Here is a 22,636-nt window from a genome sequence, read left to right as displayed (position 1 = left end):
GAACGGGCCTATCCACGAGGGCCCCGACGCCGTGATCACACCAGCCACGACAAGATCATCTCACCTCTGGCCAGCAGTTACGGGACAACCTCTAGCAGCGCGCGCGTGCCTGGGCCCCACTCCACGTCGGGAACCGTCTGGTTGTAGCGGCGCACGAAGCGCTCGCGCAGCCCGGCGGGGGCCGCCAGTACGTCGAAGTTGTTGGTGATGCCGTGCCCGGTCAGATATCCGGCGTCGTTCAACTCCTTGGGGGCGATGAGGGTGGGGCTGGGGCGGGCTTGGAAGCAGGCTCGGTACATTTGCAGGCTGTTCGAAACCCTGGAGCAGTGACGAGCGGCGTGCTCGATGAGCCGTCGGTCGGTGCTCCCGCATACTGAGGGGCGTCTATTTCGTTAGCTGGGCCCGTCGGATGGTGTGTTGCTCATGCCCACTCAACTTCACGGGCGTCCGGCCGGAGTGTGTATATTTATCGCGCTCTCCATTTCATTGGATGGAGGTGTGGGCGAAGTCTGGTAGCGGCTAGTTTGTTGGATCCCCAGTTGTCTGGTGGCTCCTCGGTCTGGCAGTCGCCCGGACTTCTCATTGCCCAGGAAGGGCGTATGGAGGGCGCCGCCGTGAGGTAACCAACTGCCCCGCTTGACGCACGTTGCCCGAGCGAAGGGTGAAGCCCGGGCAGCGGTCAGAACGAAGCCATCGATCATCGAGAACGGATTCCAGCCGATGACTGCATTTTCGGTCCTCATGCCCTTCCAGCCTCGTCGACCGGAGCAGGTGCTGCCGTACGCGGGCCTTGTTCACTGGACCCAGGCAGAGCGACTGTGGCAAGGCCAGGCACTGCTGGTGGAGCCTTGCCAAGGTTTTGCGCATGCGGCGGGCTCGGGTTTCAGGGTGCCCGCGGGACTAGGGGTGACGCTTATGCCGTTACGCCATCCCTTCGAAGCCGCCCTGCAGGCTAGGTCGCTGGCGATGACCACTGGCCAGCCTGTGACAGCGGGGTTCGGCCCCGGCGCGAAATCCCTTCAGGAGAGCTTGCTCGGCGCGCCTTACGCGAGCCCGCTCACCGCAGCCCGGGAATATCTCACCATTGTACGCGGGCTGTTGGCGAACGAAATCGTCGATATCAAGGGCCAGTATGTCTCCTGCCGCGGCTCGCTACCGCCTTTTCCGGCTCCACCGGTGGAAATCGGGCTCGGGGTTCTGCGACCGGGCATGGCCAGACTCGCCGGAGAGATCGCCGATGTTGCCATCACCTGGCTGACGCCCGCTGTCTACCTTCGGGACGTTGTGCTCCCGGCGATGCGCACCGGGGCGGAAGCCGCGGGGCGGGCGCTGCCGCGGCTGACCGCGATGGTGCCGGTCGCGCTCGAGCATCCTGGTCACGAGCCAGCGGATCTGGCGCTGGCCAGTAACGCCGCCCACTTGAAGGGGCCGCACTACATCGACATGCTGCGCCGGGCCGGTGTGGACGTCAAGGGCGAAGACCCGGCGGCCGACGCCAGGGCTCTGGTGGACGGCGAGGCCTTCCTCAGCGGTGAGACCGCCCAACTGCTCGAAAAGCTCGAAACGTATGAAACAGCGGGCGTGGATGAGGTCGTCCTGAATCTGACTGGCGTGTACAACCTGGTCGGTGCGCAGGCGGCGATGGCCGATCTGAAGGCGCTTCTGACTGCTCTGGCCCAGTAAGTGCGCAGCCGCTTCAGCTCACCGGGCGCGCCATCGCCGACGGCTGTTGGTGCATCGATGTGTGCTGCCCTGGCTCCGGGCCCGAACCTGGTCAGAGCGGGAACGGTTCAGCTCGTATCCGAGCCTTTGACTGCTTCGGGTCATTCGATTTCTCAATTGAGTGTGTGAACAGGGGAGATGCATGTCTGCGGTGAAGAAGCATCTGATGAGCTGGGCAACCGGCCGTGCGGGGCGTTTCCCAGGCGGGCGGGAGTCTGCCCTGACGGTGGTCCTCGAGGACCACCAGCACCTGTCGGTTCTGCTGGGCTCCGACGTGGTGGACGCCAGAACGATGGTCTTCGCACCCGGTCATACGGGCGGCACGGATGGTCCGGTGATCGTCGGCTACGAAGGCTCACTCAGTGAACCGGGCGCGGAGTTCTCCCACGACCCCGGCTTCTACCTGCAGATACAGGCATACGGGATCAGCGAGTACATGTCCGTGGTCGGCCCCACCCTGGTCCGGGTGGCGGACGGTACGGACTTCGAGATCTACCTTCGTGATGCCGACCGCGCACGCCACGAGGGCGTCTTCGCCGAGTTCCTGACCAACCCGGTCATTCAGCTCGCGGATCTTCCTGCTCTGGGTGCGGGTTCGCAGGGGGACGGACCCGTGCTGCGACTGCACGTGGGGCGGTACGGGGAGTTGTCGACGTCCCCGGGTGGCAGGCGACTGGGCACCGTAGGTGACAGTTTGTGCCAGGTCGTCGCTGAGTGGACGCGCGTGAACTCCGAGACCGCACAGCCCTGCGCGGTGTGCCTGGGGGGAGCGCTGCCGGAGTCGACCCGGTCCTCCGCGCTGGCCGACCGGCCATGGCTCGGACGTTATCTCGCTGCCCTGCACGGCATTCGTGACCTCCGGGCGCGAGGTTTGAACATCACCGGGGTGTCCGGCTTCGGCCGTCGTCTCGTGACCCCCCTCAGCGAGCTATCTGATATCGCGGACGCCGTCGATCCCGCGTTGCCGCTCCTCATGTGGACAGACGATTCGGTGTACGCCCACAGCGCATGCCGCGGGCGAAGCTTTCAACTGGATCGCGGCACCGCCGAGGTGGCGGAGGCTCTACTGGTGTGCGGTTCGGTGGAGGCCGCGGCTCGCTTCGCCAGCCGGGAGAATCTCGAACTGGTGCGTGCTCTGTTCGATCGTGCGGGCATCGAACTCGGCTCCCGCGTGCTCAGTGCCGCGAGGACGTGATGACGGACACGACGCTGAACAGACTCCTGATCCCTGGCCGCGCCGGCATGCTCTTGGCCGAGCTCGGCGACAGAGCGGTGTGCTGCGACCTCTACGGCAAGGCCGGCGCCCCCGTCTACCACGACCTGGCGGGGCAGGACACACACGAGGTGCGTGAACTGCTCACCCTTGTACGGGCCGTACCCGGGCCGGTGCTCGACCTGGCGGCCGGCTCCGGGCGCCTGACCATGCCCCTCCTGGCGTCGGGACGGCACGTCACCGCACTGGAGCTCTCCGGCAGCATGCTGAAGCTGCTGGATGCACGGCTTGCCGGGGCGCCCGAGGCCCTGCGGAACCGGTGTACGACGGTGCAAGCTGACATGAGCCACTTCGCACTCGGACGGAAGTTCGGCGTGATCGTGCTGGGCACGACGTCCGTCTCGCTGCTGGACGCCCCTGGCCGGAAGGGCCTGTATCACTCCGTACACGCCCACCTCGCACCCGGTGGCCGCTTCCTGCTGTCCACCGTGGATCTGGCGGCCGTTGGTAAGGCGCTTGCCGAGACCGAAGTCGAGTTCACCGCTGACAGCGGCCGAAGGTACCGGATGTTCGAGTACTGGGTACCCGGAGCGGAAGCCCGCACCGTCACGGTGTTCCCGGCGGTGATCGGAGATGGCCAGGTCGACGTGTGCACCACCAGTATCCGCGTCCTGTCGGCCGACCAGCTCGAAGAGGAACTGCGTCAGAGCGGGTTCGCCGTGTGCTCCCGGAGCCTGCTGCCCGACATCGGCATGCGTCATCACAGTGTGCTGATCGAAGCGCAGGTGACCGCGTGACCTCCGGCCGACACGCACTGTGGCCCTCGCTGCTCGCGCCCGATCAGCACGGCCGGGACGACCTGTGCGCGGTGTCCGCGGAAGGCGTGCGCGTGAGGTTCGCCGACGGGCGGGAACTGCTCTGCGGCACCAGTGGCCTGTGGAACACCAACCTCGGGTACGGCAATCAGGCCATCGCCGATGCCGCTGCCGAAGCTCTGCGCACGGCCTCGTACTTGAGCGCCTTCCGCTACGAAAACGAGTACGCCCGACGTGCGGCGGATGCCCTGGTCGAGCTCGCGGGTGCCGACCACTACGTGCGGGTGCTGTTCTCCACCTCGGGCGGCGCGGCCAATGATCTCGCGATCAAGCTCGCCCGGCAGTACCAGGCACTGCGCGGCATAGGCGGGCGCAAGGTCGTGGTCGGCTTGCGCGGCAGCTATCACGGTCTGACCTTCGGCGGCTTCGCCCTGACCGGCGAGGACCTGGGACAGCAGGTCTACGGGGTCGACCAGCGGCTGGTCCGGCACGTCACCCCGAACGAGCCCGGGGAACTGGCGACGCTCATGGCCCGCCAGGGTGCTCAGGTCGCGGCGGTGGTGGTCGAGCCGGTACTGGGCTCGGGAGCCGTGCCGCTCAGTGAGGAGTACGTCGCTGAGTTGCTACGGCTGCGCGAGGAGCACGGATTCCTGCTGGTGGCCGACGAGGTGGCCACTGGGTTCGGCCGCACCGGGGACTTCTTCGCCTCCCAGCGGTGGCCGGCCCGGCCCGACCTCCTCATCACCTCCAAGGGCCTGACCAACGGCACCAGTGCCGCCGCCGCGGTGCTGGCCGCACAGTCGGTGGCAGACGTCTTCGACGATACGGGCGTGGTCCTCAGCCACGGCGAGACGCAGGCCGGAACACCGGTGACCTGCGCGACCATCCTGGCCACCATCTCCGAGATGCACAGGCTCGACGCGGTCGCCCTGGGGCGGAGGCTGGCCGGCCGACTGGAGGAGGAGCTGGGCACGCTTGTCGCCGAGCATCCCCTGGTGAACGGCACGACGGGTGTGGGCTGCTTTCGGTCGGTTCGGGTCACGGCAGCCGACAGGAGCGGAGCTCCGCTCCCGCAGCCCGAGGTCCCTTCGCTCGTCTCCGCGGTCCGGGAAGCGGGTGCCATTGTGCACCCCGGTCTGCATGGCATCCAGCTGTTCCCCGCACTGACCTACACCGACACCGAACTGGACGAACTCCTCGCCTGTATCCGGGCGGGTCTTGGCCTGTATGCCGACCGGGCCGCCGCGCGAGCGGAGGCTCGGGGATGAGGACCACGGGCGGCAACAAGCGGCAGCCGCTGAGCGGGGCGGACGAACTGGCGCGGCTGCTGAGGAACGACGCCGCCATCCGTGCTCGGAACGTCACGGTGCTCGTCGACGACGCTGTCCGTGACAGCGCTATTCACCAGCGCGTCGCGGGCGCGCTGGGCGCGGCCTGTGCCGAGACCCTCGTGTTCCACGGACCCGGCGATCTGCGCAGCGTGCTCGCTCTCGCGGAACGTCTGGCCGGTGCGGAACTGGTCGTCGGGCTGGGTGGTGGCTCCCTGCTTGATCAGGCCAAACTGGCCACGTTGGCGGTGGCGGGCCCGGAGGTGTCCGCCCGGCTGACGGTGCCCCAGCGCAGTGGCCTGATCGTGCTCGCTCCTCAGCCGGTCCGACCTGTACCGCTGATCGCCGTACCCACCACCGTCGGCACGGGATCAGAGTCCAGCGCTGTCGCTTGCCTGACATACCCGCAGGGAAAGCGGCTGATCATGGGCAAGGCGCTGCGGCCCGAGATCGCCGTGATGGACCCTCTGGCCACCGCCACGCTGCCGCAGGAGTTGGTTGCCGAGGGCGTGCTCGAAGCGCTCTTCCGCTTGGTGAGCCCGTATGTCGGCGACCACGGCGATCTGCCGCCCCAGGACGCACGCGTAGAGGACACCGCAAGACGGCTGGTGCGACTCGGATACGAGGCGCGAGACGCGGCACGGGCCGGACAGCGGTGCTCCGACGGGCTCCGGCTCGAGATCGCCGAGCTGAGCGGCAGCAGCCATGACGCGTGGTTCCACTCAGGCCGCGATCCGTACGCGGTCAAGGGCTGGCTCGTCGCGAACGAGCTTTCCTCGGCACTCGCGATCCGCAAGATGACAGCGGTGGCCGCCCTGTTGCCACCGTTGTGGCGGGCGATCGACGCCGGCGAGGGGCGGCTGGGCTCGGCCCGGCGGCTACGGCGGCTGTGGTCTCTGCTCCGGTCAGAAGGACCGGAGCAACTCCCCGCAGACCCGGCCGCCGGGGTTGCCGCACTCATCGACTCGTGGGGGGTCGACCGGAGCGTTCGCCTGACGCCCGACCATGCCGAGGCCGTCGCGCTGCGGATCGTACGGGCTTGGGGCGCGGGGCTGCCCATGCTCGGCGGTCTTGCCGTCGACGACTTGTTGAGCCTGCTGAACGAGGCGGCCGGATCGGAACCTCCGGTCCAGGACCTGCCTCCGCCAGCCTGAACAGCGCCACATGCGCTCATCAAGGACTTCTGCTTCGGCCCGCAGTCCAGCGGTTCGAAGCGGAGGAAGTGAAGAACTTCGACAAAAGAAGGAGGGGAAATGCAGGAGATAGAGAAGATCCAGCCGGTGCTGGAGCTGGGTATGCAGGAGCTCGAGGCCATGGACGCGCCCGGTTGGTGGACCGCCGCCGGTGTCAGCGCCGGAGTCGTCGTCAGCGCCTCCGCTGCCTACGGCAGCGCCGCGCTCTCGGCCGCGGCGATCACCTGATCCCGGGTGCGGTCAGGTCACCGGAGCAATCGGTGACGACACGATCGTAGGAAACGTTCGGACCCTGAACTGCGAGGGAGTGTCATCAATGCAGGAGATAGAGAAGATCCAGCCGGTGCTGGAGCTGGGTATGCAGGAGCTGGAGGCCATGGAGGCCCCGGGTTTCTGGACCGGTTTCTCGTACGGCGTCGCCGTGAGCGGTACCGCCGCCGCGAGCGCGGCCGTCAGCGTGGCCGCCAGCATCGCCACCTGATGACGTACCGGAACTGAAGCCGGGAGTCTGCGGTGGCGGGCAGCATCCGCCACCACAGACTCCCGGCCGCCACACAGAAAGTAGCACCAAGCGGTGGATGAGGAGCTGGCATGAACAGCAAGAGTCAGGCGGGCATCACATCAGTGATGGCCGGCCTCTGTGCGTTGATCGCACTGGGAGTGGTGATGGCCACGGTGAACCTGTCCGGAGGCGTACGTATCGGCGTCACCGCCGTGCTCGTCCTCGCGCTGGCGGGCGGCATGGCCGTTGTCGGCGCCGCCGTGACACGGAGCCGTCGTGAGTGAGGTTCCCGTCGTTGAGTTCCACGCCGTCAGCAAGCGATTCGGGCCGGTCTCGGCCGTGGAGGACCTGTCCTTCACCGTTCGCCCCGGACGGGTCGTGGGCCTGCTCGGCCGCAATGGCGCCGGCAAGACCACATCGCTCCGCATGCTCCTCGGACTGACCCGGCCCACCGCGGGGAGCGCGACCGTACTCGGCCACTCCTACGGCGATCTGCCCCATGCCGCCCGAAGGGTCGGTGTCAGTATGGACGCGATCGGGCCTACCCCGGGAACCACAGGCCGCCGTGATCTCCTGGTCTGGGCCAGAACGCTGGGCCTGCCCACGGCCCGGGTGGACGAAGTGCTCGACCTGGTCGGCCTCGCCGACAGCGCCGGTCGCAAGGTCAAGGGCTACTCGACCGGCATGAAACAGCGGCTGTCCCTGGCCACGGCACTGCTGGCCGACCCCGAACTGCTGCTGCTCGACGAACCGGTCAACGGTCTGGACCCGGACGGCATTCGGTGGCTGCGCGGACTGCTGCGCTCCCTCGCCGTCGAGGGACGCACCGTTCTGCTCTCCAGCCATCTGCTCGCCGAGGTCGAGCAGACCGTGGACGATGTGGTGATCCTGCAGCGCACCCTGCGCTATGCGGGCGAGCTCAGCGCCCTGACCTCCGGCGGCACGGAACGTCTGGAGGACCGCTTCTTCGAGTTGGCGGGAGCGGGCAGCGGAGGGAATACGCATGCGTGAGGCATTGTGGGGCGAGTGGACGAAGGCATGGACCGGCCGCGCCTGGGCCGTGTTGACCTCGATCGCCGTCTTCATGTCCCTGGTGACGAGCTTCGGCTACGCAGCCGAGGGCGACAAGAGGATCGGCACAGGTCAGAGCGATATCGCGGTCATCACCGACGACGTGGTGCGGTCATGGATGATGACCTTCCTGTTCGCCTCGCTGTTCGGCGCGCTTCTGGTGACCCGGGAGTACTCCTCCGGCTCCGTCAGCCGCTCCGTGCTCCTGACCGGAAGAAGCCGTCTGTTCTCCGCCAAGCTCTTGGTCGGCACCGCCGTGGGCACTCTGTCCGGGCTGCTCGCCGTCCTGCTGGCGGCCGTATCGAGCTGGGTGACGCTTGCCGGGTACGACCGCAGTCCTGAGTGGACCTCGGAGACCTCGCTGATCGCCCTGGGTGTGTTCGCCTGCAATGTGCTGGCCGCCCCGTGGGGCGTCTTCGTCGGCTGGATCATCCGGCACCAGATCGGTGCCGTGGGCACGCTGATGGCCCTGACCCTCCTCCTGGACCCCGCTCTGCAGCGCCTGGTGCCGGACGCCGCGAAGTACCTCCTCACGATCGCCATGAGCTCGCTCTACAGGGATGTGCACACCGACCTGCTCTCTCCCTCAGTCGCTCTCCTGGTCATAGCGGGCTGGCTGAGCGCGGCCGGGTTCGCGGCACACAGGCTGTTCCGCTCCCGCGACATCACATGAGGCCGACCATCATGTCTTCCAAGACCGCGCCGTCGGTCGAGATCGCCCCTGAGCTCCTGGTCCGGCCCAGGCTCGCTGCCGAAGTGTCGGTGCACGAGCCTGCCGAGGAAGGAGCCCCCTGGGTCATCCAACGCGGCCAGCACAAGTACTTTCGTGTCCAGCCCGACCTGGCTCGACTGGCGCTCGCCGTCGACGGAACACGCGATCACGCCGGTCTGGCAGACACCCTCGGACCGCCGTGGACCGTGGAGGCGGTCGGCACCGCCGTCGACAAACTCGCAGAGGGTCGGCTGCTCGACGATGGCGAGCGGGTCAGGCAGCGGGGTCGGTGGGTCAAGTTCGTCCCGCCCCTGACCGTGCAGTTCACCGTGCTGAGCCCCGAGCGCCTGCTGCGCCGGTTCTCGCCGCTCGTCAGGCTCCTGACGAGTCGAGCGGGGGTGGCCGCGGCCGTCGCGCTCGCGCTGTGCGGTGTGCTGGCGCTGGCCTCTCAGGCACCCGAGGTGAGGTTGGCTCTGGGGCAACCGCTGCCGTTGTCCACGTACCTGGCCGTCGTCGGCGGAGTTCTCGCCACCACAGCGGTCCACGAGTTCGGTCACGGCGCCGTCCTCAGCCACCACGGCGGCCGGCCCGGACGGATGGGCGTGATGCTGTTCTACATGTCGCCCGCCTTCTTCTGCGATGTCTCCGACGGCTGGCGGCTCCCTCGGAGGCAGCAGCGTGTCGCGGTGGCCCTGGCAGGGATCGCCACGCAGGTGGTCATCGCCGGCGCGGCGGCCACGGCCTCGCTGTTCGCCGAGGCGAATGTACGGGACGGCCTGATCGTCTTCGCTGTCGTCACGTACATCTCCGGGCTGCTCAACCTGACTCCGTTCGTCAAGCTGGATGGCTACATCGCTTTGATGAGCCATCTCGACATCCCGCACCTGCGGGACCGCGCCCTGGACGACGCACGGCGCTTCACAGCCCGGATCTTGTTCGGGGGAAGCCATGAACGCCGACTTCCTCAGTGGTGGGCGATTCCCTTCGGCCTCGCCTGCATGGCTTTCCCCGTCTACATGGTCGCCACGGCCATGCGGCTGTGGGCGGACTCGCTGCAGCGCCTCGGAGCATTCGGCGCGTCGCTGGTGCTGTGCGGCATCTGCTACCTCGCCTATCACCTGGTGCGCGGTCTGGTGCGCGTGGTCCGTGAGGCGAGGACCGGACAAGCCCCTGCCCTGCGGATCGGCGCCGTGGTGACGCTGGCCGTGGCCGTGGCAGGAGCGGCACTCACGTTCGTCAAGGTGCCGTACTCCGTCACCGGCGGCTATCTCGTGCGAGACGGCGGGCGAGTCGAGCTCATCCTCGCTCCTTCGGCCGACCAATCGGCGATTCGCGAGAACACCACAGTGCGCCTGTACCGGGCGGGTGTAGCCGCCCGAACGGAAACCGGCCAGGCTGTCGTCGCCGGCAACGACGGCACCGACACGACCGCACCCCTGTCGGTGTTCCTGCCTGTGCGCACCGACGCGCTGCCCGCGCCCGCTGTCAGCTATCCGCTGACGACGAGCAAGACCCCCAAGGCCCGTTGTGGTGTGGCCCAAGTGGATGCTGGGACCAAGTCAGTCGGGGCGTGGCTGTACGCCAGGTACATCGCTCCGGCCTGGCGCTGGTAGACGAGCGAGAGAACTGCAAGGAAAAGCGTATGAACGTCCGGTACTTCGACTTCTGCCAGCCTGGCGGCTCCTTCTACGACGTGCCGCACACCGCTTCCTCGGCAGGGGACTTCGCTGCCGCGAGCGCCTCTCTTCCGGCTGGCTGGCGCAGGAGCACCAACGACGACTGGGTGGTACTCACGCCCCCCGGCGTTCAACTCCCTGCCCAGGGATGGAAGATCCACGTATCCGCGACCCCCGGGAACGCCGAGAAGATCATTGAGGTGGTCAGCGAGTACTGCCTGCCACGCAAGGTGACCTACAAGTTCATCCGCGGAAGCGGCGTCCTGATGCGCCGCAACAGCAAGTACGGCGATCGCGGCAGCAGCGGCAAGTTCGTTACCGTCTACCCGCTCGACGAGGCGCACCTGGCCGAGATCCTGACCGAGCTCGGCGAACTCCTCGACGGCGAGCCCGGCCCGTACATCCTCAGCGACCTCCGCTGGCGCTCCGGTCCGCTGTACGTACGCTACGGCGGATTCGTGGCGCACCTCGTGCGCTGCGAGTCGGGTGAACCCGTGCACTGCATCCAGGACCCGGACGGCAAGTGGGTGCCGGATGTCCGAGGCCCCGGGTTCCGCCCTCCCGCGTGGGTGGCCCTGCCCGCTTGCCTCGAAGAGCCACTGGCGGCGCGCAACGCCGCAACCCTGGACGACTTCCCGTTCCGTCCCACGAAGGCCCTGCACTTCTCCAACGGTGGTGGGGTCTACGAGGCCACCGACATCAGGTCTGGCGACGCCGTGCTGCTGAAGGAGGCTCGTCCGCTTGCCGGTCTGGATGCCGAGGGCGCTGACGCGCTGGAACGCCTGCGCCGGGAGCACTGGGCTCTTCAGCGTCTCGAAGGGCTGGACTGCATGCCCGCGCTGGTGGACTTCCGCAAGGGGCGCGAGCACTACTTCCTGGCCCGCGAGTTCGTCGAAGGACAGCCCCTGGCGCGCGAGATGCAGCAGCGCAACCCCCTCCTCGTCCCACGCACGCCGTCCGCCGACGACCTCGCCGACTACGCGCAGTGGGCGCAGTCCGTACTCGACCAAGTCGAACGTGGCATCCAGGAACTGCACGAACGGGCAGTGGTCTTCGGCGACCTGCACCCGAACAACGTCCTCATACGCCCTGACGGAACAATTGCCTTCATCGACCTGGAGGCCAGCAGGGAGTCCGGCTCCGCCGCGCAGCAGGCGCTTGCGGCACCCGGCTTCCAGGCCCCGGCGGGCTACAGCGGCCCGGACATCGACCGCTATGCCTTGGGCTGCCTGCGCCTGGGTGTCTTCCTTCCGCTGACACAGGCGTTGCCCTGGAGTCCTGCCAAGGCCGATCAGTTCATCGAGCTGATCGCCTCGACCTTCCCGGTTCCCGCGGACTACGCCGAACAGGTCCGGCGTGACCTCGGCCCCGCCATTCGCCCTGACCGCACCGAACCCGCTGTCACGCCGCAGCCGCTCTGGCCGGTAGATGGCCCTGAGCAGGAGGACTGGCCCACGCTGCGCGAAGGCATCGCCGAGGGCATCCTCGCCGCCGCGACTCCCGAACGCGACGACCGGCTCTATCCCGGAGACATCGAGCAATTCCATGACCAGGGAGGTGGTGTGAACTTCGCCTACGGCGCGTCCGGTGTCCTCTGGGCACTGGTCGAGGCCGGCCTCGCCGTCCCCGACGACCACATCGACTGGCTCACAAACTCCACCAGTCGTCTGACGGAACCACATCCGGGGTTCTACGACGGTCTCAGCGGTGTCGCCTACACCCTCGACCGGCTCGGCCGCACCCAGGAGGCACGAGAACTCCTCGGCCGCGTAGCGGACCTGCCCGACGAGGATGCCGACCACAGCCTTTTCAGCGGCAGGGCCGGGATCGGGCTCACCCTCCTGCACTTCGCCCGCCGCGATGGCGAGAGCGCATTCCTGGAGCACGCCGTTCGCCTCGCCGATCGCATCACCGGCCAGGCAGAGCGCGCCTCCGGGCTACGGCAGCGGCCGGGCCTGATGCGCGGTCGCTCGGGCAGCGCGCTGTTCCTGCTGCGCCTGTACGAACAGACACAGGACCGAAAGCACCTGGTCCAGGGCGTCGACGCCCTCAGGCACGACCTTGCCCTCAGCGGCTGGGCGTCCGGGCAGCCCGCAGCGCAGGATGCTCCGTGGCGTACGCCCGTCCTGACCGGCGGTGCGGGGATGGCGCTGGTCCTTCACGAATTGCTCACGCACGCTCCGGATCCGGAGCTGGCGAAGACTCTCGACGACTTGCGCGAGACGATCGCCCCGCGTTTCTTCGCCCACGCGGGATTGTTCACCGGCCGCGCCGGTGCCGTACTTGCCCGACACCAGCTGCACAGGTCCGCCGGGCAGGACGACCCCCTGCGACAGCACCTGGCGGCCTTCGGCTGGCACGCCATCCCGCACGCCGGCAACCTCGCGTTCCTCGGCGACCAGTGCCTGCGGCTGTCGACGGACCTCGCCACCGGCGCGGCGGGAGTGCTCTTCGCGGTCGACGCTGTCCTGGGCGGCAAGGATTTCGGACTGCCCTTTCTGACGCCTCGGCCCGGTGGCCGGCCGTGGGCCGAGCAGTGATGAAGACCCCATCCGCCCCCCGCATCTCGGTGATATGTCCCACCTACAACCGTTCCCGGGCGATCACCAGCACGCTCGACTCGGTACGGGCTCAAACCGTCACCGACTGGGAACTGCTCGTCGTCTCGGACGGCAGCACCGACGACACGGACGACTGGGTACGCCGGGCCGCCGACGAAGACGCGCGCATCCGGCTGATACGTGCCGGGCGGCACGGCCACCCCAGTGGCCCCCGCAACATCGGACTGGCCGAAGCACGCGGCGAGTTCGTCGCCTACCTCGACCACGACGACCGCTGGCGCGAGGAGCACCTTCAGCTCCTGCTGTACGTCTTCGGCACCGGGGCCGATCTGGTGGCGACCGGCTTCGAACGCAGGGACACGTCCGAGCGCGTCACCTCCCGCTCCAATGTCCTCGACCTCTGCTGGCACCCGGAGATCCAGGTGCTCGGTCCGATGTTCGAGCCATCAAGGGTGGCGCACCGCCGCCGGCTCGCCGACCGGGTCGGCGGTTGGCGTTCGGGAGACGGCTTGGAGGACTGGGACCTGTGGCTGCGCATGGCGGATGACGGCGTGCGCTTCAGCACCATGCGTGACCGCAGCGCGTTCCTTCTCGACGACAGCGGCACCCGCCGGCACCGTACGGTGCGCAGGCACCGCCTGCCGCTCGCTGTGTTCGACGACCCGCGCCACGCCCGCGCGGCGCTCGGAGAGCTTCGGCACGAACGCCACCAAACCGCGTGCCGCGAAGCCTACGCCGCCGACACCATCGCCTGGTACGAGCGGACGCAGGCCACGGCGGAGTTCACTGCACCGCTCGGTTGGCAGGGAGACCTGACCGCAGAGATCGCGCGAGCGGCCCAGAAACCCGGCCCGCTCTGGCCCGATCTCGTCGTCGTACCCGGACAAGGGCGCTTCGTACTGGCTCAGCCCTTGTGGTGCCCTACCGCAGAGCATGCCCGCCGCATCGGGGAACTCGTGCGGCGCGTCCAGCGCAGGCAGCTGGACCTGATCGCCGAGATCGCTGCGGGGTGCGCCCCGTGAAGGCTCTCGTCCTGGCCGGCGGAACCGGAAGCAGGCTGCGGCCGATCACGCACACCGCGGCCAAGCAGCTCGTACCGGTGGCCAACAAGCCCGTTCTCTTCTACGGCATCGAAGCGATCGCCGCGGCGGGCATCTCCGAGATCGGAGTCGTCGTAGGAGAGACGGCCGAGGAGATCAAGGCCGCTCTGGGTGACGGCGCGCGCTTCGGCGCACGCATCACATACCTGCCTCAGGAGCGCCCGCTCGGTCTCGCGCACGCCGTGTTCATCGCCCGCGACTGGCTCGGCGACGAAGACTTCGTGATGTACCTCGGCGACAACTTCATCGTCGGCGGTATCACTGCGCTCGTCGAGGAGTTCCGCGCCGAGCGGCCCGACGCACGGATCATGCTCACCCGGGTCAAGGAACCTTCGCTGTTCGGAGTGGCGGAACTCGGCCCCGACGGGCAGGTCATCGCCCTGGAGGAGAAACCACGCCATCCGCGCAGCGACCTCGCCCTGGTCGGCATCTACCTCTTCTCGGCGGCCATCCACGACGTCGTCGCCACTCTTGAGCCCTCGGCCCGTGGTGAGTGGGAGATCACCGATGCGATCCAGAATCTGGTCGACTCGGATCGCACAGTGCGTTCCACTGTCATCACGGGCTACTGGAAAGACACCGGCAACGTCGCCGACATGCTGGAAGTCAACCGGTCCGTACTCGAAGGCATCGAGTCCTGCGTGGAGGGATCTGTCGACGAGACCAGCGAGCTCATCGGGCGGGTCCGGATCGCGCCAGGAGCACGGGTGGAGCGATCACGCATCGTCGGGCCTGCCGTCATCGGGGAGAACTGCCTTATCCTCGACTCCTACATCGGTCCCTCCACCTCCGTCGCCGACGACTGTGTGATCAGCGGCAGTGCGGTGGAGTATTCGGTGATCCTGCAGGACTCGCGAATCGAGAACGCCGGACGTGTCGAAGGCTCCCTCATCGGGCGGTCGGTCCAGGTCAAAGGGGAGGAGCGACGGGCGCACGCGCATCGGCTCGTTCTCGGGGACCACAGCCAGGTCCGGATCGACAAGTAGGGGAATGGAAGCATGTACGCATGACGCCTCTCGTTACCGGAGGTGCTGGCTGCACCGGCTCCCACTGTGCACGGACGGCGCAGTGCCAGGCCGCGCCGTCGCGGCTGCCCGAAGGTCCTCCGGTGTCGGCCGCCACCGTTCTTGACGCGCTCGGATACGTGGGCAACCGCCCGCACCTGGAGTGAGCGGCCTATGCCTGTCCGGAGTGGGCTGTCATGCTTGCTCCAACTGCTGTTCCCACGCGAAGGCGTCGGCTGTGGGGGAGTGGAACGCTTCGCACAGTTGCCGGACCCACGCAACCTCGGTGTCGAAGTCGAAGCTGAGGTCCTGGTGTTCCGATAGGACGGTGAGCTTTTCGGCGGAGTCGGCCAGCGGTTGGGCGCCGGCGAGTTTGGCTTCGCAAGCGGCCCGGAGCCATAGGGCCTCGGCAAGAGCGGTGCGGCGCTCACCGTCGCGCAGGACTTGCGCGGCACGCTGGTGGGCCTGTTCGCGCAGCCGCGGGGAAGCGTAGGAGGCGAGGACGAGCCTGGCGTCGTGAATCTCGATGACCTGACGGTGGAGCCGGATGCGTAGCGTGCGGTGGATGGGGCCTTCCAGGACGATGTCGGGTACCGCCTCGGTGAGGGAGCTCCACAGCGGCCGAAGCCGACGCAGGGTGCGCCAGTCGAACAGGGCGCGCCACAGGACGCCGCAGGCAGGTACCGAATTGCCGACGACGATGAAGACGACGGCGGTGTCCTCGATGAGGTGGGCGAGCGACAGGGCCGTGTGATCATCGGTCACAAAGGGCTGATGGGCGAGCCGAGTCAGCAGGCGCGCTGCGCAAAAGACGGTGTAGAAAGCACCGAGGCCGGTGCCGATGCCCAGTAGGCGTAGCCCGACGCGCAGCCAGGCGTCTCCGGCGTGGCGGCTGTATCCCATGAAGAGACAGGTCGCGATCACCGTGCTGACACCCAAGTAGCCCAGGACGACGCAACAGTACGCGGTTCCCAGTGGCCGACCGGTGTATGCCTCGAAGAAGTTGTCGGCGTTGTAAGGGCGCGGTGTGACGGCGAACAGGAAGACGAGCGCGCACGCACTGACGATTCCGCAGACAGTCAGCAGTCGGCGGCTGGTGCGAATGGCCTGGGGGCGGGCCACGGAGATGACGAACTGCAGGAACGCGCTGTAACCGATGATGCCCAACAGATTTCTGACCAGTGTGGCCAGGTTGTTGATGCCGGTGACTTCGTCGAGGGGGCCTTCGACGGCGGGATGCGCCAGGGTGTTGGCGGCGGCTATGGAGGCAAAGGCGACCCACACTGACCGCTGCTTGGCCACGCGGACGGCGGATGGCAGGCGCCATGCGGTTACGGCCCAGAGCGCGGCAAGGGCGACGTGTTTGAGGGGGCACATGCTATCGGCGTACCGGATGTCCAAAAGTGTCGTTGAGGTGGGCGAGTGCCCTTGTGGCCCTTTTGCAGGTGGGTCGCGCCTCTCTGCGACTGGCTCGCTCCAGTATGAGTGTGGCCAGAATTTCTGCGTCCCGTTCCTGACAGTTGTCGAATTTCGTGCGTCCGAGAAGATCGACTATACGGTCGGCGGACAGGCCAAGTTCATCGTCCACGGGCTGTGATGCCGCAGCCAGGGCACGGATACGGTCTGCTTCCGCGCGCATGATCCCCGCGATCGGGAGGTGCGGTCGGCTCAGGGCGTCGATGGCTTCGGGAGCGCGTGCGAGCAGCCTCTCGAAGTGGTCGCTCACCGTAGCCAGTTCTTCCTCGGAAACATCTTGGCCCACGGCGAGCTGAGGGGCGACATGTCCGAGGAGCATGTGCGCTATTTCATGAAGAATGATCTGTACGCGCAGGATGCCGGCCGCTGCCGTTTCGTAGAACACCAGGTCGAGGGTGTCGAGGCCGATCCAGATGCCACAGGGAAAATCCGGTTCTGGCGAGCCGTCGAGGGGGAGAAGAATAAGCGGACGGCCGCGCTGCTGAGCGATGGACGCGCAGAAGCTTTGAAGGTCGAAAGGGATAGGGATATCCAGCTCATCCGCTGTAATGCGGCACCTGTTGACCGGGCGTTTTCTTCTCCACCGCATGCCTGGCCGATCCTCATTCCGTCCTGCCACCGCTGACTTGCCCGAGCCGCTGACGCCTGTCGGTGTTCATGTCCGTTTCGCCTTGGAAGGTTGGTGATGTTAGACGATGTAGGTGCGGGCTGGTCAGCTTTGGTCCTGCGCGGGTGCGGGTAGGTGGTTACTGCGATCGTCTGTGGCGTCGGGAACTGTGCGTCTCCACTTTCGGCAGTCCTTCGGCCTGGCGGGCGCCTTCGACGATGCTCTTGATACCGCGAAGGGCGTTGACCGACAGTCCGCGTAGGCGAAAAGCCACGGCCCGGACATCTTTGTCCTCCAGGACATCGGCCAGCTCGTCGCTGGCGTCGGCTCGCTCCGCTTCCTTGCGGATCTCCCGGATGCGCGTGTCCACGGCTGCCGCGGCCTCCTCGTCGAGGAAGTAACGAGCCCCGACGCCGAAGAAGTCCCCCAGGGCGCGCAGGGAGTCCACGCTGGGATTGGTGACCTTGCCGATGGCGATGTTGTGAATCGTGCCGTGGGAGACCGTGGGGCCCTCGTTGCCCGCCCGCTGCCTGATCAGCTCCGCGATCTCTTGGTAGCTGTAGGGTCCCCGGCCCTTGGGGTGGAGCGTCTCGATCAGGTAGCCCAGTTTCTGGGCAATGGTGCGCCTGGCGGCGGGCTGCTGGTCACCCATCGTCGCGATCACTTCTCCTGTCCCGTCGCCGGGTTGCCGCTGGTGGTGGTCGCATTCTAGCCGTCGTCCACTCTACTAGATGAATCTTCCGCACCTGGTGAAGGTGTCCCTACGCGACTTGACAGGTGCTCGATGGAGGGGCTTATGGTTCGCGATGTCCAACGTACTAGTCGGCGCGGACGGCCTGATCCGTACCTGGTTAGTTTGTTAGATGGCGCTGTTCGAGCCCTGGGCCTCCGACGGCCACACAGCTTCTCATCGCCCGAGAAGACCTGTTCGAGAGCGCTGCCACGAGGCTACGAGCTGGTCCGCCGAAAGCGTATGGCCTGAGCGAACCTCATGCCGACGGGGCCGCCCCCTGTCAGGACACGGGGCGGCCACCTGTCAGGACAGAGCCATCGATCATCGAGAACGGACCCCAGGATGACTGCCTTTTCAGCCTCGGCCCCGTCGGCCGGAACAGGCGCTGCCACCCGCAGCGATGGTGCACTGAACCCATGCCGAACGGCTGTGGCAAGGGCGGACGCTCCTGGTGGAGCCGCATCCAGGGTTTCCCTGTGGCAGACGAGGCGGACGACATGACTATTCTCCTCGGACTCGGCATGGTGGGCATCGTCGTGCTGGCGCTCTCACTCGTCTTCGGCAACATCCTTGAAGGGCTGCTCGGCTTGGGCGGTCTGCTCGACGGCTGGCTGTCACTGCCGGTCGTGGCGGGGTTCGTCTCCATGCTCGGGTTCACCAGCGCCATCGTGCTGGGCACCAGTGACGCGGGCGCCGGCGCGGCCTCGGCCATGGGTACCGTCACCGGCGCTGCCGCCGGCTGGCTGACGTGGAAACTCAGCGGTGCCCTGATGCGTGACCAGACGGCGGTCACCCCACGCCGTGACGACCTGATCGGTGCCGCGGGTTCGGTCATCACCGCGATCCCCGCCGAAGGCTACGGCGAGGTGCTGGTACGGGTGGCCGGCCAGCCGGTGAAGCTGGCGGCCAAGAGCACAAAGCCTGTGATGCGCGGCACCGAAATCTGGGTGGAAACCGCGCTGTCGACCACCTCCGTCGCCGTCCGCCCCGTCGAACACTGACCCTTTTGTCAACAGCCCGATTCGATCTGCTGTCCCCTGGGTGGCAGAGGGGATTTTTCATGAGTCCAGTTCTCATCTCCGTGGTGGGAGTCGTCGTACTCCTGGTCCTGCTGGCCCTCGTCGTGATCACGCGATACAAGGTCGCCGGGCCCAGCGAAGCGTTCATCATCACCGGCCGCCGCGGCAAGAAGTCCACCGACCCGGAGACCGGCCGCATCTCCATCGACAACAGCGGCCAGAAGGTCGTGGTCGGCGGTGGCGTCTTCATCGTCCCCTTCGTTCAGCAGAAGTTCACGCTCGACCTGTCCAGCCGGCACATCCCCATCGCCGTGCGCGGCGCCGTCACCCTGCGCGGCGTCAAGGCCAACCTCGAAGGCGTCGCGATCGTCAAGGTCGGCGGCAACGAGGACGCCATCCGCGCCGCCGCCCAGCGCTTCCTCCAGCAGCAGGACGGCATCGTCGGCTTCACCCAGGAAGTGCTCTCCGGGGCACTGCGGGCCATCGTCGGCCGGATGTCGGTCGAGGACATCATCCGCGACCGCGCCGCCTTCGCCAGCCAGGTCGCCGAAGAGGCGGAGACCAGCCTTTCGGGTCAGGGCCTGGTCCTGGACGCCTTCCAGATCCAGGACATCACCACCGAGGGTTCCTACCTGGAGGACCTGGGCCGCCCCGAGGCCGCCCGCGCCAAGCAGGAAGCTGACATCGCCGAGGCCAACGCCAAGCGCGTCTCCGAGCAGGCCCGTCTCAAGGCGGCCGAGGAAATCGCGGTCGCCGAGCGGACCTTCGCCCTCAAGCAGGCCGAGATCCGCGTGGAGACCGAGGCCGCTGCCGCCAAGGCCGACGCGGCCGGCCCGCTGGCCGAGGCCGCACGCCGGCAGGAAGTCCTCAGCGAGCAGGAGAAGGTCGCCCAGCGGCAGGCCGCGCTGACCGACCGCGAGCTCGACACCAAGATTCGCAAGCCCGCCGATGCCGCGCGCTACCAGGCCGAGCAGGAAGCCGAAGCCCGCCGGGTCGCCCTGGTCAAGCAGGCCGAGGCGGACGCCGAACGCTCCCGCCTGACCGGTGAGGGGGAAAAGGCCCACCGCGCGGCGCTTGCCGACGCCGTACGCATCGAGGGCGAGGCCGAGGCGGCCGCCATCGCCGCCAGGGGTGCGGCCGAAGCGGAGGCGATGCGGAAGAAGGCCGACGCGTTCGACCGGTACGGGGACGCAGCGGTCATCCAGATGCTGACCGAGGTCCTGCCGCAGGTTGTCGCCAAAGCGTCCGAGCCGCTGAGCGCCGTCGACAAGATGACGGTGATCTCCACGGACGGCGCGAGCCGGCTCTCGCGTACGGTCACCGACAACGTCGCCCAGGGCGTTGAGCTCCTCAGCTCCACCACCGGAGTCGACCTCGCTGAACTGCTCAAGGGCTTCACCCGGCGCGCAATGACGCGCAAGACCGGCGGGGTGGGTACCGCCCCGACCCCGGCCACCGCCAACCGGAAGACTGAGGTCATGGAATAACCCCTGCCCGCGACAGTTCCCGCAGTGGCCGGTGAGGCTCTCGCGCGTGGCCGGGACCGTTCCGTTTCCGGCCACGCCGAGCAGGACTGCTGAGCGGAGACTTCACCTACGCATCGCGTGGTCCCGAAGACAGGCTGAAGACAGTCGCCGCGGTACGTAAAGACCCTCCCGGCACTGTCGGGTTGTTGAGCGCCCCAGGGCCGTGCAGCCCGTTACCGCGGGCGAGTTCCTCCCTCGATCGCTTGTAAGGCTCGTCCGAGCCATACAAGCGATACGACAGCGATGTGAGTCAGAAGCCGGCCCGACGGGCTCTGATGCGACGAGGTCTTCGCCGAACTGGCCTCCAGCGTCTCCACACACGTGCTGTGAAGGACAGCAACCATGTCCGCTGAGCTTCGGTCCGGTCGGCATGACACTGCCGGGGCAACAGCCTGCCGAGGTTGCTGCCCCGGTCTGATGAAATCTGCATTCATCAGAGTGCCCCGCCCGCGTACGGCCCGGACAGACAAGCGGGTGTATCGGATTCTTCTTGCCTGCTTGCTCGCTCGGAATGTGCGGACCGGAGCTTGGGGGCTTCGAGTGAAACCCCTCATTCCGCAGGCCAATGCAGCGTCATGACGGCAAACGATGTTCTACGGACCGCGCCGAATGGGTGACCAGGAAGGCGGGAGGCGAAGTAATGACAGTACAGAGCACACTTTCCAGGAGGCACAGGTGGTCGAGACTCTGAGGAAGAGCAGCTGGGTGACCGGCGCCGCGCGCGAGAAGCTCGCGGCAGATCTGAAGAAGAAGTACGACTCCGGAGCGAGCATCCGGGCGCTGGCCGAAGAGACCGGCCGCTCCTACGGATTCGTGCACCGGATACTGTGCGAATCCGGTGTGACCCTGCGTGGCCGTGGCGGAGCCACCAGGGGCAAAAAGGCCGCCTCGGCCTGACCGACGGGGCCGCTCGCCTGGACCCCGTCGCCCAGCAGAGCAGCCGGAGAGCCTTCGACAGCGCGCCTTCGTGCCGACGAGCCGTCGAGGTATGGACCGGTCAGGCGGCGGCTGAGGGCCTGGGCTGCCTGGAGATCAGGGCAGGCAGCGTGACACCGCCACCCTGCGCAACGACCACCGCCCCGTTGCGGACACCTTCTCCGGGTGCGCCAGGAAGCTCGGTCCGGGCGTTACCGCTGCTCAGCGCGACGGCGCAGGATCGCGTCGTACACGTCTTGGTCGATGTAGCCGTATTCCAGTGCGCCGCGCACCTCGTCGAAGGCGCCCGGTACCGGCAGCGCGGCCCCGCCGTCGGGCAGTCCCACAGGGAGCGCGCGCGGGGCGTAGGGCCAGGTGGCCAGCGCCTCGACGAGGGTGTCCCGGTCGATCTCGCCGGCGGCGTAGCGCATGGCGATGCCCAGCGGGCTGCGGCCGACGCGCCCTTCCACGAGAGGCGGAAGCGCCCGGGCCTTGGCGATCAGGGCGCCGACGGCGACATGGGAGATGTCCATCTTCGCGGCGATGGCGCGGTGAGAGGCGCCGGCGTCGGCCGCGGCCAGGGCCGCCAAGGCGGTGCGTTCGTGGGCGAGCGCGGCGCGGGCCTTGTTGGCGATGCGCACCGCCAGTTCGGTGTCGCGGGCCCGGCCGACCGCTTCAAGGGCCTGCTGAGGGGCCGGATTCATGACACTACCTCCTTGGTAACCTTTACTTACCAGGGCTGGTAAGTAAAGGTTACCAAGGAGGGGGCGGGATTCGAAGGCGCCTACTGCCTCCTTCTCTGCGGCGCGACCGCGCAATGGCCGCGTTGCAGCGAAACACCTGGCGGGCTCGGCGCGGCCGTCGACGCCCCGTCCGCGGCCGAATGCGCGTCGGCCCCGGCGGCCCCTATACGGCACTTTTCGCTCCTCCGGTGACCTCGTCGGCGTTCACATACTGCGGACCTCTTCCGGGACAACGGGACGGGGTGTAGAACTCGCAGGGCTCACCCGGCGCTGTCGAACAGGTCGGGCGCCGCCCCCTACGACGGGAGACCGATCACCCATGCTGCATCTGATACGGCGCAGAGTGCGGACGGCCGCGCTCGCGCTCTCGGCCATCGCGGCCCTCACCTTCGGCGCTGCCACCCCGACCGGCGCGGCAGCGGCCCCTGCCCCCGCCCCCAAGAAGCAGGGGCCGGCCTCGGTGGCCTACATCGAGGTGAACGACCACAGCATGCTCAACGTAGGCAAGTACACCCTCGCCAACGGCGGCGGCAACGCCTTCGACGTCGCCGTGATCTTCGCAGCGAACATCAACTACAACACGGACACGAAGACGGCGTATCTGCACTTCAACGAGAACGTGCAACGCGTCCTTGACAACGTTGCCACCGAGGTGCGGCCGCTGCAGCGCAAGGGCATCAAGGTCATCCTCTCGGTGCTCGGCAACCACCAGGGCGCGGG

22 protein-coding genes and 1 pseudogene are annotated in these 22,636 nt (G+C 67.6%); 18 read left to right on the top strand and 5 right to left on the bottom strand.

The genetic code is table 11. The features are described from left to right. Positions 1-77: 77 nt before the first annotated feature. Positions 78-299, bottom strand: coding sequence for a hypothetical protein (locus ACZ4QV_RS41355; protein ID WP_467764446.1), 222 nt, complete (start codon positions 297-299; stop codon positions 78-80). 421 nt (positions 300-720) lie between these two features. On the opposite strand from ACZ4QV_RS41355, the gene ACZ4QV_RS41350 reads away from it, so the two are divergent. The 14 genes from ACZ4QV_RS41350 (at position 721) to ACZ4QV_RS41285 (ending at position 14,879) form a co-directional block, all read left to right on the top strand. Beyond that, positions 721-1,683 (top strand): LLM class flavin-dependent oxidoreductase, encoded by a 963-nt coding sequence (locus ACZ4QV_RS41350; RefSeq protein WP_467764445.1) that lies wholly within the window; start codon positions 721-723, stop codon positions 1,681-1,683. A gap of 181 nt (positions 1,684-1,864) precedes the next feature. Then, positions 1,865-2,917, top strand: a complete 1,053-nt coding sequence (mpaB, locus tag ACZ4QV_RS41345) for a daptide biosynthesis RiPP recognition protein (RefSeq protein WP_467764444.1) — start codon at positions 1,865-1,867, stop codon at positions 2,915-2,917. Next, entirely contained in the window at positions 2,917-3,732 is an 816-nt protein-coding gene (gene mpaM, locus ACZ4QV_RS41340) for a daptide-type RiPP biosynthesis methyltransferase (RefSeq protein WP_467764443.1), read from the top strand. Before mpaB ends, mpaM begins: the two co-directional genes overlap by 1 nt. Further along, complete coding sequence (gene mpaD / locus ACZ4QV_RS41335; RefSeq protein WP_467764442.1) at positions 3,729-5,018, top strand: daptide-type RiPP biosynthesis aminotransferase; 1,290 nt, start codon at positions 3,729-3,731, stop codon at positions 5,016-5,018. Before mpaM ends, mpaD begins: the two co-directional genes overlap by 4 nt. Continuing rightward, positions 5,015-6,232, top strand: coding sequence for a daptide-type RiPP biosynthesis dehydogenase (mpaC, locus tag ACZ4QV_RS41330; RefSeq protein WP_467764441.1), 1,218 nt, complete (start codon positions 5,015-5,017; stop codon positions 6,230-6,232). The genes mpaD and mpaC overlap by 4 nt, the downstream gene beginning before the upstream one ends. Positions 6,233-6,331: 99 nt before the next feature. Then, positions 6,332-6,499: a daptide-type RiPP gene (locus tag ACZ4QV_RS41325; RefSeq protein ID WP_165417107.1), complete on the top strand. Its 168-nt coding sequence runs from the start codon at positions 6,332-6,334 to the stop codon at positions 6,497-6,499. An 88-nt stretch (positions 6,500-6,587) separates the two neighbouring features. After that, complete coding sequence (locus tag ACZ4QV_RS41320; RefSeq protein ID WP_358975195.1) at positions 6,588-6,752, top strand: daptide-type RiPP; 165 nt, start codon at positions 6,588-6,590, stop codon at positions 6,750-6,752. Between the two features lie 110 nt (positions 6,753-6,862). Continuing rightward, positions 6,863-7,057 (top strand): hypothetical protein, encoded by a 195-nt coding sequence (locus tag ACZ4QV_RS41315; protein WP_467764440.1) that lies wholly within the window; start codon positions 6,863-6,865, stop codon positions 7,055-7,057. Beyond that, positions 7,050-7,784 (top strand): ATP-binding cassette domain-containing protein, encoded by a 735-nt coding sequence (locus tag ACZ4QV_RS41310; protein ID WP_467764439.1) that lies wholly within the window; start codon positions 7,050-7,052, stop codon positions 7,782-7,784. The genes ACZ4QV_RS41315 and ACZ4QV_RS41310 overlap by 8 nt, the downstream gene beginning before the upstream one ends. Then, positions 7,777-8,517, top strand: a complete 741-nt coding sequence (locus ACZ4QV_RS41305) for an ABC transporter permease (protein ID WP_467764438.1) — start codon at positions 7,777-7,779, stop codon at positions 8,515-8,517. Before ACZ4QV_RS41310 ends, ACZ4QV_RS41305 begins: the two co-directional genes overlap by 8 nt. Positions 8,518-8,528: 11 nt before the next feature. Further along, on the top strand, positions 8,529-10,169 hold the full coding sequence (gene mpaP, locus ACZ4QV_RS41300; protein WP_467764437.1) for a daptide biosynthesis intramembrane metalloprotease: 1,641 nt from the start codon (positions 8,529-8,531) through the stop codon (positions 10,167-10,169). A 29-nt stretch (positions 10,170-10,198) separates the two neighbouring features. Continuing rightward, complete coding sequence (gene lanKC, locus ACZ4QV_RS41295) at positions 10,199-12,772, top strand: class III lanthionine synthetase LanKC (protein WP_467764436.1); 2,574 nt, start codon at positions 10,199-10,201, stop codon at positions 12,770-12,772. Then, positions 12,772-13,815, top strand: coding sequence for a glycosyltransferase family 2 protein (locus ACZ4QV_RS41290; protein ID WP_467764435.1), 1,044 nt, complete (start codon positions 12,772-12,774; stop codon positions 13,813-13,815). Before lanKC ends, ACZ4QV_RS41290 begins: the two co-directional genes overlap by 1 nt. After that, positions 13,812-14,879, top strand: a complete 1,068-nt coding sequence (locus ACZ4QV_RS41285; RefSeq protein ID WP_467764434.1) for a glucose-1-phosphate thymidylyltransferase — start codon at positions 13,812-13,814, stop codon at positions 14,877-14,879. Before ACZ4QV_RS41290 ends, ACZ4QV_RS41285 begins: the two co-directional genes overlap by 4 nt. 213 nt (positions 14,880-15,092) lie before the next feature. On the opposite strand, the gene ACZ4QV_RS41280 is transcribed toward ACZ4QV_RS41285, so the two are convergent. The 3 genes from ACZ4QV_RS41280 to ACZ4QV_RS41270 form a co-directional block, all read right to left on the bottom strand. Next, on the bottom strand, positions 15,093-16,274 hold the full coding sequence (locus tag ACZ4QV_RS41280) for an MAB_1171c family putative transporter (protein WP_467764433.1): 1,182 nt from the start codon (positions 16,272-16,274) through the stop codon (positions 15,093-15,095). 1 nt (position 16,275) lies between these two features. Next, entirely contained in the window at positions 16,276-16,962 is a 687-nt protein-coding gene (locus ACZ4QV_RS41275) for a hypothetical protein (protein ID WP_467764432.1), read from the bottom strand. A gap of 157 nt (positions 16,963-17,119) precedes the next feature. Next, a complete protein-coding gene (locus ACZ4QV_RS41270) occupies positions 17,120-17,644 on the bottom strand; it encodes a hypothetical protein (protein WP_031006218.1) in 525 nt (174 codons plus the stop codon). A 566-nt stretch (positions 17,645-18,210) separates the two neighbouring features. Here ACZ4QV_RS41270 and ACZ4QV_RS41265 point away from each other — a divergent pair. The 3 genes from ACZ4QV_RS41265 to ACZ4QV_RS41255 all read left to right on the top strand — a co-directional run bounded on the left by ACZ4QV_RS41265 (position 18,211) and on the right by ACZ4QV_RS41255 (position 21,155). After that, positions 18,211-18,714, top strand: a complete 504-nt coding sequence (locus ACZ4QV_RS41265) for a hypothetical protein (RefSeq protein WP_467764431.1) — start codon at positions 18,211-18,213, stop codon at positions 18,712-18,714. 59 nt (positions 18,715-18,773) lie between these two features. After that, on the top strand, positions 18,774-20,219 hold the full coding sequence (locus tag ACZ4QV_RS41260; protein ID WP_467764430.1) for a flotillin family protein: 1,446 nt from the start codon (positions 18,774-18,776) through the stop codon (positions 20,217-20,219). A 714-nt stretch (positions 20,220-20,933) separates the two neighbouring features. Continuing rightward, positions 20,934-21,155 (top strand): helix-turn-helix domain-containing protein, encoded by a 222-nt coding sequence (locus ACZ4QV_RS41255; RefSeq protein WP_467764429.1) that lies wholly within the window; start codon positions 20,934-20,936, stop codon positions 21,153-21,155. A gap of 230 nt (positions 21,156-21,385) precedes the next feature. Here the strand turns inward: ACZ4QV_RS41255 and ACZ4QV_RS41250 are convergent, their stop codons facing one another. After that, positions 21,386-21,877, bottom strand: coding sequence for a hypothetical protein (locus ACZ4QV_RS41250; protein ID WP_467764428.1), 492 nt, complete (start codon positions 21,875-21,877; stop codon positions 21,386-21,388). Positions 21,878-22,235: 358 nt separating this feature from the next. Between ACZ4QV_RS41250 and ACZ4QV_RS41245 the strand changes: the two are divergent. Beyond that, positions 22,236-22,636: pseudogene (locus tag ACZ4QV_RS41245) on the top strand (chitinase); the annotation flags it as partial.

It is taken from the genome of Streptomyces sp. NPDC026394 (assembly GCF_055567735.1).
This window is presented reverse-complemented; position numbering and strand designations above follow the sequence as displayed.